This is a genomic window from Stenotrophomonas sp. PS02298, assembly GCF_029959445.1.
GTDB lineage: Bacteria > Pseudomonadota > Gammaproteobacteria > Xanthomonadales > Xanthomonadaceae > Stenotrophomonas.
In genome coordinates, this window is record NZ_JASCOR010000117.1 from 1 (window position 1) to 14,523 (window position 14,523).

Annotated in this window: 15 protein-coding genes; 7 read left to right on the top strand and 8 right to left on the bottom strand. The window is 64.2% G+C overall.

Annotated features, from left to right (window positions below):
- Nucleotides 1-59 precede the first annotated feature (59 nt).
- The 3 genes from QMX78_RS15485 to QMX78_RS15495 all read right to left on the bottom strand — a co-directional run bounded on the left by QMX78_RS15485 (nucleotide 60) and on the right by QMX78_RS15495 (nucleotide 4,340).
- Nucleotides 60-1,712, bottom strand: a complete 1,653-nt coding sequence (locus QMX78_RS15485; protein ID WP_282271130.1) for a phosphoethanolamine--lipid A transferase — start codon at nucleotides 1,710-1,712, stop codon at nucleotides 60-62.
- The gene (locus tag QMX78_RS15490) at nucleotides 1,709-2,485 is read right to left on the bottom strand and encodes a phosphatase PAP2 family protein (protein WP_282271132.1); all 777 of its coding nucleotides are present in this window, start codon (nucleotides 2,483-2,485) and stop codon (nucleotides 1,709-1,711) included. Before QMX78_RS15490 ends, QMX78_RS15485 begins: the two co-directional genes overlap by 4 nt.
- 217 nt (nucleotides 2,486-2,702) lie before the next feature.
- Nucleotides 2,703-4,340: a glycosyltransferase family 39 protein gene (locus QMX78_RS15495; RefSeq protein ID WP_282271159.1), complete on the bottom strand. Its 1,638-nt coding sequence runs from the start codon at nucleotides 4,338-4,340 to the stop codon at nucleotides 2,703-2,705.
- Between the two features lie 259 nt (nucleotides 4,341-4,599).
- Between QMX78_RS15495 and QMX78_RS15500 the strand changes: the two genes are divergently transcribed.
- Complete coding sequence (locus tag QMX78_RS15500; RefSeq protein WP_282271134.1) at nucleotides 4,600-5,292, top strand: response regulator transcription factor; 693 nt, start codon at nucleotides 4,600-4,602, stop codon at nucleotides 5,290-5,292.
- A complete protein-coding gene (locus QMX78_RS15505; RefSeq protein WP_282271136.1) occupies nucleotides 5,289-6,569 on the top strand; it encodes a HAMP domain-containing sensor histidine kinase in 1,281 nt (426 codons plus the stop codon). Before QMX78_RS15500 ends, QMX78_RS15505 begins: the two co-directional genes overlap by 4 nt.
- A gap of 115 nt (nucleotides 6,570-6,684) precedes the next feature.
- Here QMX78_RS15505 and QMX78_RS15510 read toward each other — a convergent pair whose 3' ends face one another.
- The 5 genes from QMX78_RS15510 to QMX78_RS15530 form a co-directional block, all read right to left on the bottom strand.
- Nucleotides 6,685-7,140: a hypothetical protein gene (locus QMX78_RS15510; protein ID WP_282271162.1), complete on the bottom strand. Its 456-nt coding sequence runs from the start codon at nucleotides 7,138-7,140 to the stop codon at nucleotides 6,685-6,687.
- Nucleotides 7,141-7,216: 76 nt separating this feature from the next.
- Entirely contained in the window at nucleotides 7,217-7,468 is a 252-nt protein-coding gene (minE, locus tag QMX78_RS15515) for a cell division topological specificity factor MinE (RefSeq protein ID WP_282271139.1), read from the bottom strand.
- A gap of 2 nt (nucleotides 7,469-7,470) precedes the next feature.
- On the bottom strand, nucleotides 7,471-8,280 hold the full coding sequence (gene minD / locus QMX78_RS15520) for a septum site-determining protein MinD (RefSeq protein ID WP_282271141.1): 810 nt from the start codon (nucleotides 8,278-8,280) through the stop codon (nucleotides 7,471-7,473).
- A 32-nt stretch (nucleotides 8,281-8,312) separates the two neighbouring features.
- Nucleotides 8,313-9,092, bottom strand: coding sequence for a septum site-determining protein MinC (gene minC, locus QMX78_RS15525; RefSeq protein ID WP_282271143.1), 780 nt, complete (start codon nucleotides 9,090-9,092; stop codon nucleotides 8,313-8,315).
- 1 nt (nucleotide 9,093) lies between these two features.
- Nucleotides 9,094-9,684: a GNAT family N-acetyltransferase gene (locus QMX78_RS15530; protein WP_282271145.1), complete on the bottom strand. Its 591-nt coding sequence runs from the start codon at nucleotides 9,682-9,684 to the stop codon at nucleotides 9,094-9,096.
- Nucleotides 9,685-9,833: 149 nt separating this feature from the next.
- On the opposite strand from QMX78_RS15530, the gene QMX78_RS15535 reads away from it, so the two are divergent.
- The 5 genes from QMX78_RS15535 (at nucleotide 9,834) to QMX78_RS15555 (ending at nucleotide 14,298) form a co-directional block, all read left to right on the top strand.
- Nucleotides 9,834-11,033, top strand: coding sequence for a sensor histidine kinase (locus QMX78_RS15535; protein WP_282271148.1), 1,200 nt, complete (start codon nucleotides 9,834-9,836; stop codon nucleotides 11,031-11,033).
- Nucleotides 11,033-11,674, top strand: coding sequence for a response regulator transcription factor (locus QMX78_RS15540; protein WP_282271150.1), 642 nt, complete (start codon nucleotides 11,033-11,035; stop codon nucleotides 11,672-11,674). The genes QMX78_RS15535 and QMX78_RS15540 overlap by 1 nt, the downstream gene beginning before the upstream one ends.
- Nucleotides 11,675-12,010: 336 nt before the next feature.
- Nucleotides 12,011-13,150, top strand: coding sequence for an SRPBCC family protein (locus QMX78_RS15545; RefSeq protein WP_282271152.1), 1,140 nt, complete (start codon nucleotides 12,011-12,013; stop codon nucleotides 13,148-13,150).
- 98 nt (nucleotides 13,151-13,248) lie between these two features.
- Nucleotides 13,249-13,620 (top strand): DUF423 domain-containing protein, encoded by a 372-nt coding sequence (locus QMX78_RS15550; protein ID WP_282271155.1) that lies wholly within the window; start codon nucleotides 13,249-13,251, stop codon nucleotides 13,618-13,620.
- Between the two features lie 3 nt (nucleotides 13,621-13,623).
- On the top strand, nucleotides 13,624-14,298 hold the full coding sequence (locus QMX78_RS15555) for a DNA-3-methyladenine glycosylase (RefSeq protein WP_282271157.1): 675 nt from the start codon (nucleotides 13,624-13,626) through the stop codon (nucleotides 14,296-14,298).
- Nucleotides 14,299-14,523: the final 225 nt, after the last annotated feature.

Sequence of the window (14,523 nt, forward strand, 5' to 3'; positions counted from 1 at the left end):
CGGCAAGGGCGTTACCGGTAGAGCCTTCTGCCGAGCATGGCTCGGCACTACATATGGCCTTATGTGCAGGGGGCGAACAGGTCGCGGGACTGGTCATACACCGACGTCTGCACCTGCATCAGCCCAAGCACCGAGGGGAACAGGTTGTCCTGGTCGCTGCGCTGCGCCGCGCGGTGGCGTACGCAGCTCATGTCCAGGCCACGGTCCGCGGCGAACCCCGGCGAGAACCACATCACCATCGGTACCCGGGTCTGCTCTTCCGGAGCAATCGCATACGGCACGCCGTGCAGATACAGACCCTTCTCACCCAGCGATTCGCCGTGATCGGACAGGTAGATCATCGCGGTGTCGTAGTCTTCCATTCCGCGCAGGGAGGCGATGGTGCGGGTCAGGAAATGGTCGGTGTAGCGGATCGCATTGTCGTAGCTGTTGACGATGTCCTCGCGGCTGCATTTGCCCAGGTCTGCGGTGTCGCAGGTTGGCGCGAACTGGCGGAACTGCACGGGGTAGCGCTGGAAGTAGCTCGGGCCGTGGTTGCCCAGCTGGTGCAGCACAACCACCCGGTCGCCGGGCTTGGCGCGTACCTGTGCAGCGAGGTTTTCCAGAAGGATCTCATCCATGCAGCGGCCGTCGGCGCACAGGTCCTGCGTGGTTGCATCATCCAGACGCTGGATTTCCAGGCCGTCGCAAACCCCCTTGCAGCCGGATTGATTGTCGCGCCACAGGGTAGCGATGCCTGCATGTTCAAGCACGTGCAGCAGTGATTGGTGACCGCGGATCTTTTTTTCGTCGTAGTCGTGACGGCCAAACGGCGAGAACATGCACGGCAGCGACACTTCGGTGCTGGTGCCGCAGGAATGCATGTCCGGGAAGTTGATCACGCCGGTCTGCGCCAACTCCGGCGTGGTCTGGCGGGCGTAGCCGTTCAAGCCCCAGTTCTGTGCACGCACGGTTTCGCCCACAACCAGCACCAGCAGGCGCGGTTTGCTGGTGGCGGCACGCGGCGTGGCCTTGGCATCCGTGCCCAGCGGCAACTTGGGTTGCTTCTTTATCGGGCTGGAACTGGCCAGGTTCTGCTTCAGCGCGATGAGATAGTTGGCCGGCGTGGCCAGGTAGCGCACTTCACGGTGATTGCGCATCAACGCGGAAACATTCTGGAACGACAGCATGGTGCCGGCGCCGCCGGCCACGATCACGCCCAGCAGGAAGGCTGCACGCCACAGCAGGGTGCGTCCCCAGCTGCGCTTGCGCAGCCGCATGCGCCACAGCAGCAGTGTCGGCAGCAGGCCGTAGCCGAGCAACGGCAGCAACAATGCCGGCGTCATCAGCTCGCCTGATTCCTTGTGGTCGGTGGCCAGCACATTGCGCAGCATGTCCGCGTCCAGATAGACGTTGTAGCTGTTCATGTAGTGCGTGGCGAAGGCGGTGGTGATGAACAGCGCCGTCAGCACGACCTTGGCATTCCAGCGCCAGATCAGCAGGCTGAACAGGATCGCGTGCGCGCTCACCAGCAGTGCAAACAGGGACACCGCGAACAGGATGCTGCCCGGGTTGGTAGCGAGCGCGCTGCGCCAGAACAAGGTGTTGCAGACCAACGCGAAGAACACGCTGGCCAACAGGATCAAGGTTTCGGTGCTGATCTCCGGGCGCCAGTTGTGCAGGCGTGACCAGGACAGCTGCAATCCGACAGGGCGGGCGACAGCGACGTTCATGCGTTTTCTCCAATGGCGCCATGTGCAGCACGCGCCGGGGATGTGATCGATGCAGACGCTGGGAACAGCCACAGGTAAAGAACGGTTGCGACCAGCCAGCTGATCGTCAGTGCCCACAGGTCGTGCGAGGCAAAGTGGGCGCCACGCAGCTGCTGGGCCAGGCCGAACACCATCCCGACCAGCAGGGCGGTGCCCAGTGCCGGCCAGCGCCATTGCGGGCGCACCTGCAACATGAAAAAGAACAGCGCCACCCAGGCGTAGCCCGAGCCGGCATGGCCGGCCGGGAAGCAGGCGGCGTGACCCAGGGCAACCGGGCGCTGTTCGAACAGGCCGATGAAGGGGCGTAGTCCGCCATAGCGTTCAAGGTCCCAGGGGCAGTCCATGTGGGTCCAGGATTTCAGCAGCGCAACGATGCTGCTGGTCAGCGCTACCGATGACAGCAGGTAGGCCAGCGGCCGCCGCAGCGGGCGCCAGCGCTGGTCCATGCAGCTGCGGATCAGCGCCAGGATCACCAGCAGCGCCACAAACCAGGTCAGGTTGCGGCCGCCCTTGTGGATCAGGTGGCTGGTCCACCACGCATCCTTCAACGCCCACTGGCTGCCCTGCCAGCGGAACAGCTGATCGGCAAGCCATTGGTCACCGTTGCCTGCCATCAACAACAGGCTGCCGGCGGCAGCAATCATCAGCGGGATCAGCAGGGCACGCCCGGCGAAACTCAAACGGCTGCGTTCGGCGGCCGGAATCAGGGTGGCGGAAGTGGGTTGCTGCGACATGGAGCTGGGGCACCGTCAATCTGGATGCGGCCATGCTCGGTCGGCCTGTGTCGGAGACAGGTAGGAGCGATGTCGTGAATTTGTCGGTGCTTCAGCTTGGCTGCCGGGATGGGCGCGGCAGCATGAATGCAAGAGAGGCTGTGCCGGGTCCGGCGCAGCCTCTCTTACCTATGTTTCAAGCACTCCGGTTCAAGGAGCGCGCTGCAATCTTCAGGCGTCAATCGCCGTCGCTTTCCAGTGCGCCTTCACTGCCGGCCACGACGCCGTGGGTCCTGGCGACACAATCGGCCTGCAGCGCGGTGCCGGGCAGCAACTGCCAGTTGTTGCGGTTGGCACTGCCGATATCGATGACCTGGCTACGATCGGCGCAGGGTGTCATAGCCTTGTCCAGCACGAACAGCCAACGCCGCTGCGGATCTGCAATGACCCAGCGTGCCGCGTCTTCCCATTGTTCGGCGACCGGGCGCTTGAAGCCGAAGTCGGTGGCCTGTGGATGGGTCTGCAGCAGGTTCTGTTCACGCCAGGCAACCATGCCCAGCTCAGCATCAGGGCCGATGTGCGCACGGACTTTGTCCATCACCAGCGAAGCGGAGCTGTAGGGATCAAGTGCAGGCATCGCGCCGAGCCCATACATCGACCACAGCATTACCGTGGTCAGCGCTACCGCCAGCCCGGCACGGCGCAGTCGCAGTACCACCACCACGAGTAGCGAGGCGGCGCCAAAGCCGATCAGCCACCAGCCAACCTGCGGCAGCACCCACGGGTCGATAGCGCGCTTGATCGCATTGCGCTGGGCCCAGCCATCGCCGTGCACGGCGCCGTAGCCGACCACCAGGGTGGCGAGTGCCAACAACAGCACGTAGGCCAGCAGCAGCCAGCGCACGCCGGTGCGGCGCAGCAGGCCGGGCAGCAATGGCGCCGCCGCGATGGCCAGGGCCGGCAGCATCGGCAGGATGTAGACCTCACGCTTGCCGGGGCTTGCGCTGAAGAACAGCAACACCAACAGGGCCCAGCCCAGCAGCAGGATGTAGCGCGGATCGGCACGGCGGCAACGGCGCCACCACGCCGGTAGCAGCCACGGTGCCAGCAGGCTGCCCGGCAGCCACAACGTGGCCATTACCTGCAGGTAGTACCAGAACGGCTGGTGGTGGTGCCAGGCGTTGGCGTAGCGGGTGCCGGTCTGCTTGAACAGCAGTTCCTTGGCATAGGACTGCAGGTGCGGCTCGGGGTTCTGTAACAAGGCAATGGCCAATGGGCCGAGCCAGATCGCGGTGCCAGCCAGGAAGGCCGGCAGCAGCAGCCACCAGCCCCAGCTGCGGCCCGGTCCGGCGGCATGCGGATGGCGCCAGCGCCAGGCCATCCACGGCAGCAGCATCAGCAAGGGCAGGAAGCCGACGCCCTTGGTCACGGTGCCAGCGCCAGCGGCGAACGCGGCCAGGGCCAGCGCCCACCAGTTCGGGCCGAGCAATAGATGGCGTACCAGTCCCCACAGCGCGAGCGTGGTCATGCCGACCAGCACCATGTCGATCTGCGCGCGTTTGGCCATCAACCCGAACTGGATGCAGACGAACAGCCCGACGACGGCATAACGGGCGACCTGCCGGTTCCACAGGCGCCGGCTCATGTCCCAGGTCAGCCACAGCGTGAGCAGGGCGGCCAGCAGCGAGGGCAACAGGAAGGACAGGTTCCAGTCACCGATCACTTTGTAAGTGGCCGCCTGGATCCACATGAAAGTGGCGGGCTTCTCTGCGTAGAGTTCGCTGCCACGGTGTGGCAACAGCCATTGCCCGGTCTCCACCATATGCCGTGCGGCCAGCACGAAGCGCGGCTCGTCCGGTGGCTGCGGCGAGCGCATGCCCAGTCCTGCCAGCAGGCTGGCGATGACCAGGGCGATCAGGATGACGAACCATCTGTTGTTGCGGGAGGAGCAGGGCAGGTTCGGGCGCACGAAGGGCTCGGTGTCGAAGGCTGGCAGGATGATGACGTGAACCATGTTGGAAACACGTCGAAGCCAGTATGGCTGGCTCGGATGGCATTACGACGGCATTCCGACAGGGGCGGCGCTAGGATACGCCGAAGGCGTCCCGGCCCGGGGGCGGCAAGGTCCCGTACGCATGCGGCTGCTGGTCATCGAAGACAATCACAATCTGATCGCCAACCTGTTCGATTACTTCGAAGCGCGCGGGCATACCCTCGATGTTGCCCCGGACGGCATCACCGGTCTGCACCTGGCCGGCACCCAGAGTTATGACGCCATCCTGCTGGACTGGATGCTGCCGCGCATGGAAGGGCCGGAAGTGCTACGCAAGCTGCGCGAGGAGTTCCGCTCCGAGGTGCCGGTGATCATGCTCACCGCCCGCGACGAGCTGCCGGACAAGATCACCGGCTTCCGTGCCGGTGCCGACGATTACCTGACCAAGCCGTTCGCGCTGCCCGAGCTTGAGGTGCGGCTGGAGGCGGTGCTGGCGCGTACCCATGGACGCAACCCGCGCAAGGTACTGGAAGTGCATGACCTGCAACTGGACATGTCGACGTTCGAAGCCCAACGCGCGGGGCAGGTGCTGCACCTGTATCCGGCCTGCCGCAAATTGCTCGAGGTGCTGATGCGCGCCAGCCCGGCCGCAGTTACCCGTGATCAGCTGGAATATGCGCTCTGGGGCGATGATCCGCCGGACGGCGACATGCTGCGCTCGCATATCTACGAACTGCGTCGCGCGGTCGATGGCCCGTTCGAACAGAAGCTGCTGCAGACTTTGCCGCGTGTCGGCTATCGCCTGTCCGCACCTGCAGCAGGTAGTGCGCAATGACACGCCGCACGCTGCGCCGCAAGCTGCTGGGCTGGCTGGCGATCTATGTGGCGTTGGTGACACTGGCGGTATTCAGTGCCGCCAACTACGTGCACGAACACGCCGAGCACGCGGTGTGGCGCTCGCTGTTGAACACCGAGCTGGACAGCATCATCGGCCAGATGCGCACCGACCCCGCGTACCACTGGCAGGACTCGGACACGCTGTGGTTTTACGCGGAGCATGAGCCTGGCGGCATTCCCGAGAGTCTGGGGCGGCTGCATCCCGGCTTGCATGACGGTGCGTTGCTGGATGGCAAGGACACCGCGGTGATGGTGCGCGATACCTCCGACTTCGGTCGGGTGGTATTGGCGCTGGATATTTCCGACTTTGGTGAGCTGGAGCACTTCATCACCCGCTGGGCACTGCTCGCTGGTGTGGCGTTGTTGCTGGTGACCTTGCTGATGGCCTGGGTTGGCATGACCCGCCTGGTAAGGCCCTTGTCTGTGCTCGCGGAGGACATCGCCCAGCTGAGCCCCGAGCGGCGTGGACAACGGGTGCTGGTGGACAAGCGCGGCAGTACCGAGCTGGAAGTGATAGCCGGTGCCTTGAATGATTACCTGCAGCGCAACGAGCATTTCGTCGATCGCGAACGTGCCTTCATCAGCACCGCCAGCCACGAATTGCGCACGCCGATCGCGGTAATCACTGGTGCCGCCGAATTGGCGTTGGAGCAGCCGGGCTTGCCGGACAGAGCGCGCCAGCAACTGCTGCGCGTGCGCAATACGTCGACCGGCATGGAGCAGTTGATCCAGCTGCTGCTGGTGCTTGCGCGTGATCCGGCCAAGCTGGCTGCGATGAGCGAGCTGGTGGCGCTGGATGAGCTGCTACCGGAAATCGCCGAAGACCACCGTTATCTGGCCAAGGGCAAGGAGCTGGAACTTGTGCTGGTGGAGGCTGCCCCCTGCCAGTTGCTCGCACCGCTGGCGGTGGTGCAGGCGGCAGTTGGCAATCTGCTGCGCAATGCCATCGAGAACAGTGATCGTGGCGTGGTGCGGTTGGGAATCTCCGCCAACGCCGTGCTGACCATTGAAGACCCCGGCCATGGCATGAGCCCGGAAGAAGTCGCGCAGGTGTATGCGCGCATGAGCAAGGGCGAGCGCAATCCGGGCGCGGGTATTGGCCTGGACCTGATTGCGCGGCTGTGCGATCACCTGGGCTGGAAGCTGGAGATCCATTCGCAGCCGGAGCGGGGCACGCGGGTCACCTTGGATATGGGTAGTTCCCGGCCGCGGTAGGAGTGCAGAGCTGTTGTGGGAGCGGCGTAAGCCGCGAAGCTGGCAATGCTTGTGGGCTGGCAACCTTCGGGCCGGATGGTCTATCGGCTTCGCGGCTTATGCCGCTCCTACAAGGTCATTCGCCCGGCAACAGCTCGCGCTCCAGGAGCCATCGCTTTGCATCGTCGGCGTCCTGTTCGAACCAGGCCTGGGTCGAACCCAGTCGGTAGGTATAGCCCCAGCTGTCCATGTCGGCCATCAGCCGCGCGCTGCCTACGCCGGGCAACTGCCCGGCCAACACGATCTGCAGGTAGCAGGTGGCGTCCTCCTCGGGCACCGAGTCGGTGGCGTCGGTGTGCACCTGCGCACGTCGCTCGGGCGGCAGCACGATCAGGTGGCAGGATTCGTGCAGCATCGAATGCACCGGCGTGTCGTCGCGCACATAGACATCGCAGGCGATGATGCCGGCCTCGGGCTCGCCCCAGTAACTGCCGGGAATCTTCTCGCCGGCGGCTACGTGGTTCAGGCGCAGGCCGTGGCGCGCGAGCAGGTCCGCAGCGTCGGTCCATTGGATATCGCCAACGCACAGCACGGGCTGGGTTGGTTCGTTGGCAGGGCGTTCGTTCACGGGCACTGGAGTCCCGGCGGCCGTGGCCGCCGGGCTGTCATCACTTGTCGTCGGGCAGGGCCACGGAAATGTCGAGCACGTCGTTGGCGCCATCCTTGACCAGGTCCACCTTGACCGCGTCGGCGTCGATGTTGACGTACTTCTTGATCACTTCCAGCAGCTCACGCTGCAGCAGCGGCAGGTAGTCCGGGCCACCGCGGGTGCTGCGTTCCTGCGCGATGATGATCTGCAGGCGGTTCTTCGCGGTTTCGGCGGTGGTCTTCTTCTGTCTCAGGAAGTCGAGCAGTCCCATGCTTATCCTCCAAACAACTTGCTGAAGAAGCCCTTCTTCTCCACGGTGGTGAAGCGCATCGGGCGCTCTTCACCCAGGATGCGGCCGACGGCGTCCTCATAGGCTTGGCCGGCTGGCGACTCGGCGTCCAGGATGACCGGCTCGCCCTTGTTGGAGGCGTTGAGTACGTCGCCGGATTCGGGGATGACGCCGATGGCCTTGAGCCCCAGTACTTCTTCCACGTCGGTGATGCTCAGCATCTCGCCGCTTTCAACGCGCGAGGGGCTGTAGCGGGTCAGCAGCAGGTAGGCCGGCACGGCCTTGCCGGCTTCGGCATTGGCGGTCTTGGAGTCGAGCAGGCCGATGATGCGGTCCGAGTCGCGTACCGAAGACACTTCCGGATTGACCACGACGACGGCGCGATCAGCGAAGTACATCGCCAGGAACGCGCCCTTCTCGATGCCGGCCGGGGAGTCACAGATGATGTAGTCGAAGCCGTCGGCAGCCAGGTCCTTGAGGACCTTCTCCACGCCTTCCTTGTTCAGCGCGTCCTTGTCGCGGGTCTGCGAGGCAGCCAGCACGTACAGGTTGTCGAAGCGCTTGTCCTTGATCAGGGCCTGCTTCAGCGTGGCCTCACCGTGGACGACGTTGACGAAGTCGTACACCACTCGGCGCTCGCAGCCCATGATCAGGTCTAGGTTGCGCAGGCCGACGTCGAAGTCGATGACGGCAACTTTCTTGCCGCGCCGCGCGATGCCGCAGGCGATGCTGGCGCTGGAGGTGGTCTTGCCGACGCCGCCCTTGCCGGAGGTGACTACGATGATTTCAGCCAAAGGATCTCTCCTGAATGTCGTTGTGAGCTGCGTCAATCCAGCGCAGCAATCATGATCTGGTCCTGTTCCAGCCACACCTGCACGGCCTTGCCGCGCAGGTTGTCCGGAATATCGTCCAGTACCTTATACCGTCCTGCAATCGCGACCAGTTCAGCGTGGAAGTCGCGACAGAAAATGCGTGCGCTGGTGTTGCCCTGGGCACCGGCCAATGCGCGGCCACGCAGCGTACCGTAGATATGGATGCTGCCGTCGGCGATGACCTCGGCGCCGGCGCCCACCGTTGAGAGTACGGTCAGGTCGCAGTTCTCTGCGTACAGCTGCTGGCCCGAGCGCACGGTGGTCAGCTGCATCTTGCCGGGCTGTGGTGCAGCGCCATCAGCGGGCTGTGGGGCAGGGGTTGCCGCTGCGGCTGCAGCACGTTTGTTCTGCTTGGGAGCGGGGGCTGCGGCCGGAGCCGGCTCGGTCTCGACGGGCTCGTACTGGGCACGGAACTTGGCCAGTACCGGCAGGCCCAGCTGCTGCGACAGGGTTTCTGTTTCACTGGTGCCGTAGGCCAGTGCCACCGGCAGGACGCCGGCGTCGCGCAGGCCGTTGACAAGCTGCTGTGCGGTGGCCAGGTCCGGGAGTTGGCTCAAACCACCAAAATCCAGGATCACCGCCGCGCGACCGAACAGCTTGGGCGCGCGCGCCACGCGTTCGCGCATTTCCTGGGCCAGGCGCTCCACGTCGAGGGTGCGGATGCGCAGGTTGGCAATGCCGACCTGCCCGATTTTCAGTTCACCAGCCTGTTCGTAATCCAAATTCACTGCCATCTCAGGTTCCGGTCGGCCGCTGTTGCAGCAGCCGGCGTGTGTTGCCTACCCAGGGAACGTCGGGCAGGTTGTCGCCATAGGTCTCTTTTACCCACTCGTAGCTGCACAGATCCTTGAGCAGCATGCTGGCCCGCACATCGACCGAGGGCATGGTGTTCTGGCCGACCTCGCGGAAGCCGAAGCTGCCATGGAACAGCAGGGCGGCATCGGCGCCGTGGTCGAGGAAGACCTCGCAGGCCATCTGTGGGTAGCGCAGCTCAGCATAGCTCTGGGCATCGGCATAGAACGCGCGGCCGACACCACCGCCACGGCGGCGGCTGGCCACCACGATGCGGTCGATATAGAAGAAGCTGGGGTAGCGCTGCTGGAACCAGGCGAAGTTGCAGCTGTCATGGGCACTGTTGCTGCCGTAGCCGACCAGGAAGCCGGCCATGTTGCCGTCGCGTTCGGCAACCCGGAAGTATTCGGCTGTTTCGTAGAAACGGCGGACCTTGGCTGCATCCAGCGGAAGAATCGCAAGACCAGCGTTGTTGTTCAGTGCCAGGACGGAATCGAGCTCGTGCTCGCGCACGTCGCGGATAACAATCGACATTGTGACTCCGTGGGGTATCGCGGTCGGCCCAAAGGGCTGTGGCGCGATTATCGCATGGGTGGCCCGAGCCGGGCGAGCCATCAGCGAAGGTCGGCATGCATGACTTCCGAGGGAGGGCGTTGGGGCGGCCGGGTCCTTACCATGCAGGCATGTTGGGATACCTCAGCCATACCCGAGTCCTCCGCCTGGCCGGCCTGTTTACCTGGGCCCTGGTCAGCCTGCCCCTGATCTATACCCAGTACGCGCCTGAGGAGGGTGTGCTGCAGCCTGCCGCCGGGGAGGCGATCTGGCTGTTCCTGGCCTACCTGACCTTTGGCGGCTGCTACTTCTGGCTGACCCGCGGGCTCAACGCCGCCGGCCACACCAGCTGGTACGACCGGTTGGCGTTGCTGCTGCTGACGGTTTCGGCGCTGGTGGTGAGCTATCTGTCCGCCACTGGCCTGGGCAGCATCCTGATGATGGTCGCGGCCGGGGTGATCCCGTGGCTGCTGAGCCGCTGGGTCGGCGTCATCTGGCTGGTGCTCAGCCAGCTGGCGGTGCTTCCGGTCTATAACCTGATCCTGGGCCTGCCGCTGTTCGAGGCGCTGCTGCAGTCGCTGCTATACGGTGGCTTCTCGATGTTCATCTTTGTCACCAGCCTGGTGGCCCGGCAGCAGACGCAGGCGCGGGAGGAACAGCGGCGCCTGAACGCCGAGCTGCGGGCCACGCGGCTGCTGTTGGCCGAAAGCGCCCGGGTCAACGAGCGCACCCGTATTTCCCGTGAGCTGCACGACCTGCTTGGGCACCACCTGACCGCGCTGAGCCTGAATCTGGAAGTGGCCGGGCATATCACCGAGGGCCAGGCGCAGGAACACGTCCGCCAGGCGCATACCCTGGCCAAACTGTTGCTCACCGACGTGCGCGAGGCGGTCAGCCAGCTGCGCGAGAGCGGGGCGATCGACCTGGCGGCCGCCCTGCGGCCGCTGACCGAGCGGGTGCCGTCGCTGGATATCCACCTGCGGATCGATGACCCGTTCAGCGTTGAAGATCCCGAGCGCGCCCATGTGCTGCTGCGCTGTACGCAGGAGATCATCACCAATGCGGTGCGCCATGCCGGCGCCCACAATTTGTGGATCAACGTGGAGCGGGATGCCGCGCAGGTGGTCATCAGCGCGCATGATGACGGCATCGGTGGCGATTTCGAGGAAATAATGCCGGGCAATGGCTTGCGCGGCATGCGCGAGCGGCTGGCGCAGTATGGGGGTGTGCTGGACGTATCGGCACGAAGCGGTGAGGGTTTCCGTCTTCGCGCCAGCCTGCCACTGGTTACCAATATGATGTTGGCCTCGGGGCCGCAAGGAGTGAATTGATGATCCGTGTCTGTCTGGTCGACGACCAAACCCTGGTCCGGCAGGGCATCCGTTCGCTGCTGGCGCTGGATGACGGCATTGAAGTGGTGGCCGAGGCCATCGACGGACGCCAGGCGGTGGAGATGATTCCGCAGGTGCAGCCGGATGTGGTGCTGATGGACATGCGCATGCCGGTGATGTCCGGGCTGGAAGCGCTGCAGACGCTGAGCCGCGCCGGCACGCTGCCGCCGTCGATCATCCTGACTACCTTCGATGATGACCAACTGGTATTGGCCGGGCTCAAGGCCGGTGCCAAGGGCTATCTGCTCAAGGATGTGACCCTGGAACAGCTGGTGGGCGCCATCCGTACCGTGGCCAATGGTGGCTCGCTGGTGCAGCCGGCGGTGACCCAGCGCCTGCTGTCCGGGCTGGAGCACATGCGCAATGAGTTCGTCAGCCTGGACCGGCCGGACCCGCTGACCGACCGCGAGACCGAGATCCTGCGGCTGATGGCGAGCGGCTTCTCCAACAAGGAGATCGCCAACTCCCTGGGCGTGGCCGAGGGCACCATCAAGAATCACGTTTCCAACATTCTTTCCAAGCTGGGCGTGCGCGACCGTACCCGTGCCGTGCTCAAGGCCTTTGAGCTGCAGCTTGTCTGACTCGGGTACCGCAGAACATCGCGGTTCGGATGAATACGGTTCCGCTGATCAAGGCCGCGCTGTGGGCGATCCGGAGAAAAATGCCTGCAGTACTGGTGCTGGACACCTCGGACGGTGGAAAATAGCGCGGCTACGGCAAAATACAGCCCCAGCTATCGGGTGAAAGCGCGCAGGATTGGTGGTTGATACGCTACCCTGCGGTGCATCGATGAGATAGCGCATTCTGGTAATGGAAACCGGTATGCCAAATGTGGTGAACAACCTGCGAAAAGCCTGATAGGATGGGGGCTTCGCTTCAATCAACCCGGCCGTGGGATCGGCCCCGGAGACTCCTGAATGACCCGTATTATCGAGTTCCTGATCGCCTTGGGGATCGTGGCTGGCCTGTTTGTCCTCATTGGCGTGTGTCTGCCGGGCGAGCGCCACATTACCGAAAGCATCGAAACCAACCGCAAGATGACGATCGTGTATGACACGGTCAACAGCCTGCGCCGCTTCAAGGATTGGAATCCGCTTGTGCTGCGCGACAAGGCCGTGGAGCTGAAGTTCAGCGGCCCGGACGCCGGCAAGGGCGCCCGCATGGACTATTCCTCCACGGGCCTGGGCCAGGGCAGCTGGGAAATCACCGATAGCGAAAAGAACAAGCGCGTCGTGATTGCCATTGAAGACCCGACCCGCGGTACCGACAAGGTGACCTCGTTCACGCTCGAGCCGACCGGCAAGAACGATCGCAACGTCAAGATCACCCAGGACTACAGCGTCAAGTACGGTTTCGATCTGTTTGGTCGTTACGCTGGCCTGTACGTCAGCCGCCACATCGGTGACGACCTGAAGCTGGGTCTGTCGCGCATGGCCAACATGCTGGCCTCGGTGCCGAACGTTGACTACGCCGCTGCCGAAGCGCCGTTGAACGACCTGAAGGTTGTCCAGGTGCCGGCTGAAAACCTGCTGGTGGTCAACGCCGGTAACATCGACCGCAACAACGATGCCATCCAGAAGTCGATCGACGACAACATGGAATGGATCAAGCGCGCGATGGATGCCAATGGTCTGGTTGCTGCTGGTCCGGTCCGTATCGTCACCACCGATTTCGGTGCTGAAAAGTACGCCTTCGACGTGGCTCTGCCGGTTCGCAAGGGCAGCGCTGCTGCTCCGGCTGCCGACAAGAAGGACGGCGAAGCTGCCGCTCCGGCCGCTGCTGCGGCACCGGTTGCTGCGGGTGATGCCGCCGAGCTGAGCGTGAAGATCCCCGCGGGCAACCCGGTGACCTACGTGCATGCTCCGGCCCACCGTTCGGCATTTGCTTCCTACACCGGCCACATGGCTGGCCTGGACCTGGCCCGTAACGGCCTGCGTGCATGGGCTACCACCACCGGCAACGAAGTTGTTGACCGTCCGTATGAGTCGTGGAAGGGTGGCGTGGCCAAGGCCTTCACCGTCGATGGTTCCTACGACCTGTACTGGGCCGTCAAGTAATCATCGGGTTGTTGTCGATGATCTGATCGAGAAAACGCGTCGCTTCCAGCGGCGCGTTTTTTTATGGATGGTGTTTGCAGGATTGATTGGAGAACGAGATGTTGGGAGTGGAACGGCGTGCGCGTAAACCCTCGTTTCTGGCTTTCTGCGGCGGCCTGCTGGCGGCGGCGGCGGTGGGTCTGTCGGCTTACGCCTCGCATGGGGTGAGTGAAGCGCTGGCGCAGTCGCACCTGAACACCGCGGCCTTGTACGCATTCGGCCACGGCGTGGTGCTGGTGGGATTGGGGGCGTCCTCGGTGAACCAGTTGGGTCGCGGTGCGCTGTATGTGTTGCTGCTGGGAACGTTGTTGTTCTCCGGCAGCCTGGTCGGCAATGTACTGATGCACTGGCCGACAACGCTGGCACCGGCCGGTGGCATCACCCTGATGGGCGGTTGGGTGCTGCTGGCACTCAGTGCCTTGCGCCGTTGAGCCATGCCCCGCTATCGACGCGGCTTCGACATCGATGAGGCGCAGGCGCACCTGCAGCGGGTGGACAAGCGCCTGGCCGGCTGGATGCGCCGCATCGGGCCGTTGCCGGCGCCACCGGGCTGGGCGCGTTCGTTCGACCCGGTAGATGCGTTGGCGCGGGCAATCCTGTTCCAGCAGCTCAGTGGCAAGGCCGCTTCGACGATAGTCGGGCGGGTGGAGACGGCGATTGGCGGCAAGCGCCTGCACGCTGCAAGCCTCGATCTGATTGATGACCCCGGGCTGCGGGCGTGTGGCGTATCCGGCAACAAGGCCTTGGCGCTGCGTGATCTTGCCCGGCGTGAGCGCGCCGGTGAATTGCCGGGCCTGCGGCAGATGTCGGTGATGGATCACCAGTCCATCGTCGACGCACTGGTGGCAGTGCGCGGCATCGGCCGCTGGACGGTGGAGATGATGCTGATGTTCCGCCTCGGTCGTCCCGACATCCTGCCGATCGATGACCTGGGTATCCGCAAGGGCGCACAGCGCGTGGATGGCAGCGAGACAATGCTGACGCCCAAGGCGCTGGCCGAGCGCGGCGAACGCTGGGGCCCGTACCGCACCTGGGCCAGCCTGTATCTATGGCGCATCGCCGACTTCAGTGTAGACCCCAGACAAAAGACCAATCGCTCGCAGGACTAAGTGGCGAGGTGAAGCGCCTGCTTTCTTCTGTGGGAGCGGCGTAAGCCGCGAAGCCGGTAGATCGTCAGCACCGAATTGCAGCCCACCTGGCTGAATCTGCCATGGTGTTAAGCCTGATGCCTCCTTTGATTGCGGTTTTGCCCAGCAGCTCGGTTGCCGTCAGCCTCGCGGCTTACGCCGCTCCCACAAATGCGGTGCGCTCCCGATTGCAGGAGCGGCGTAAGC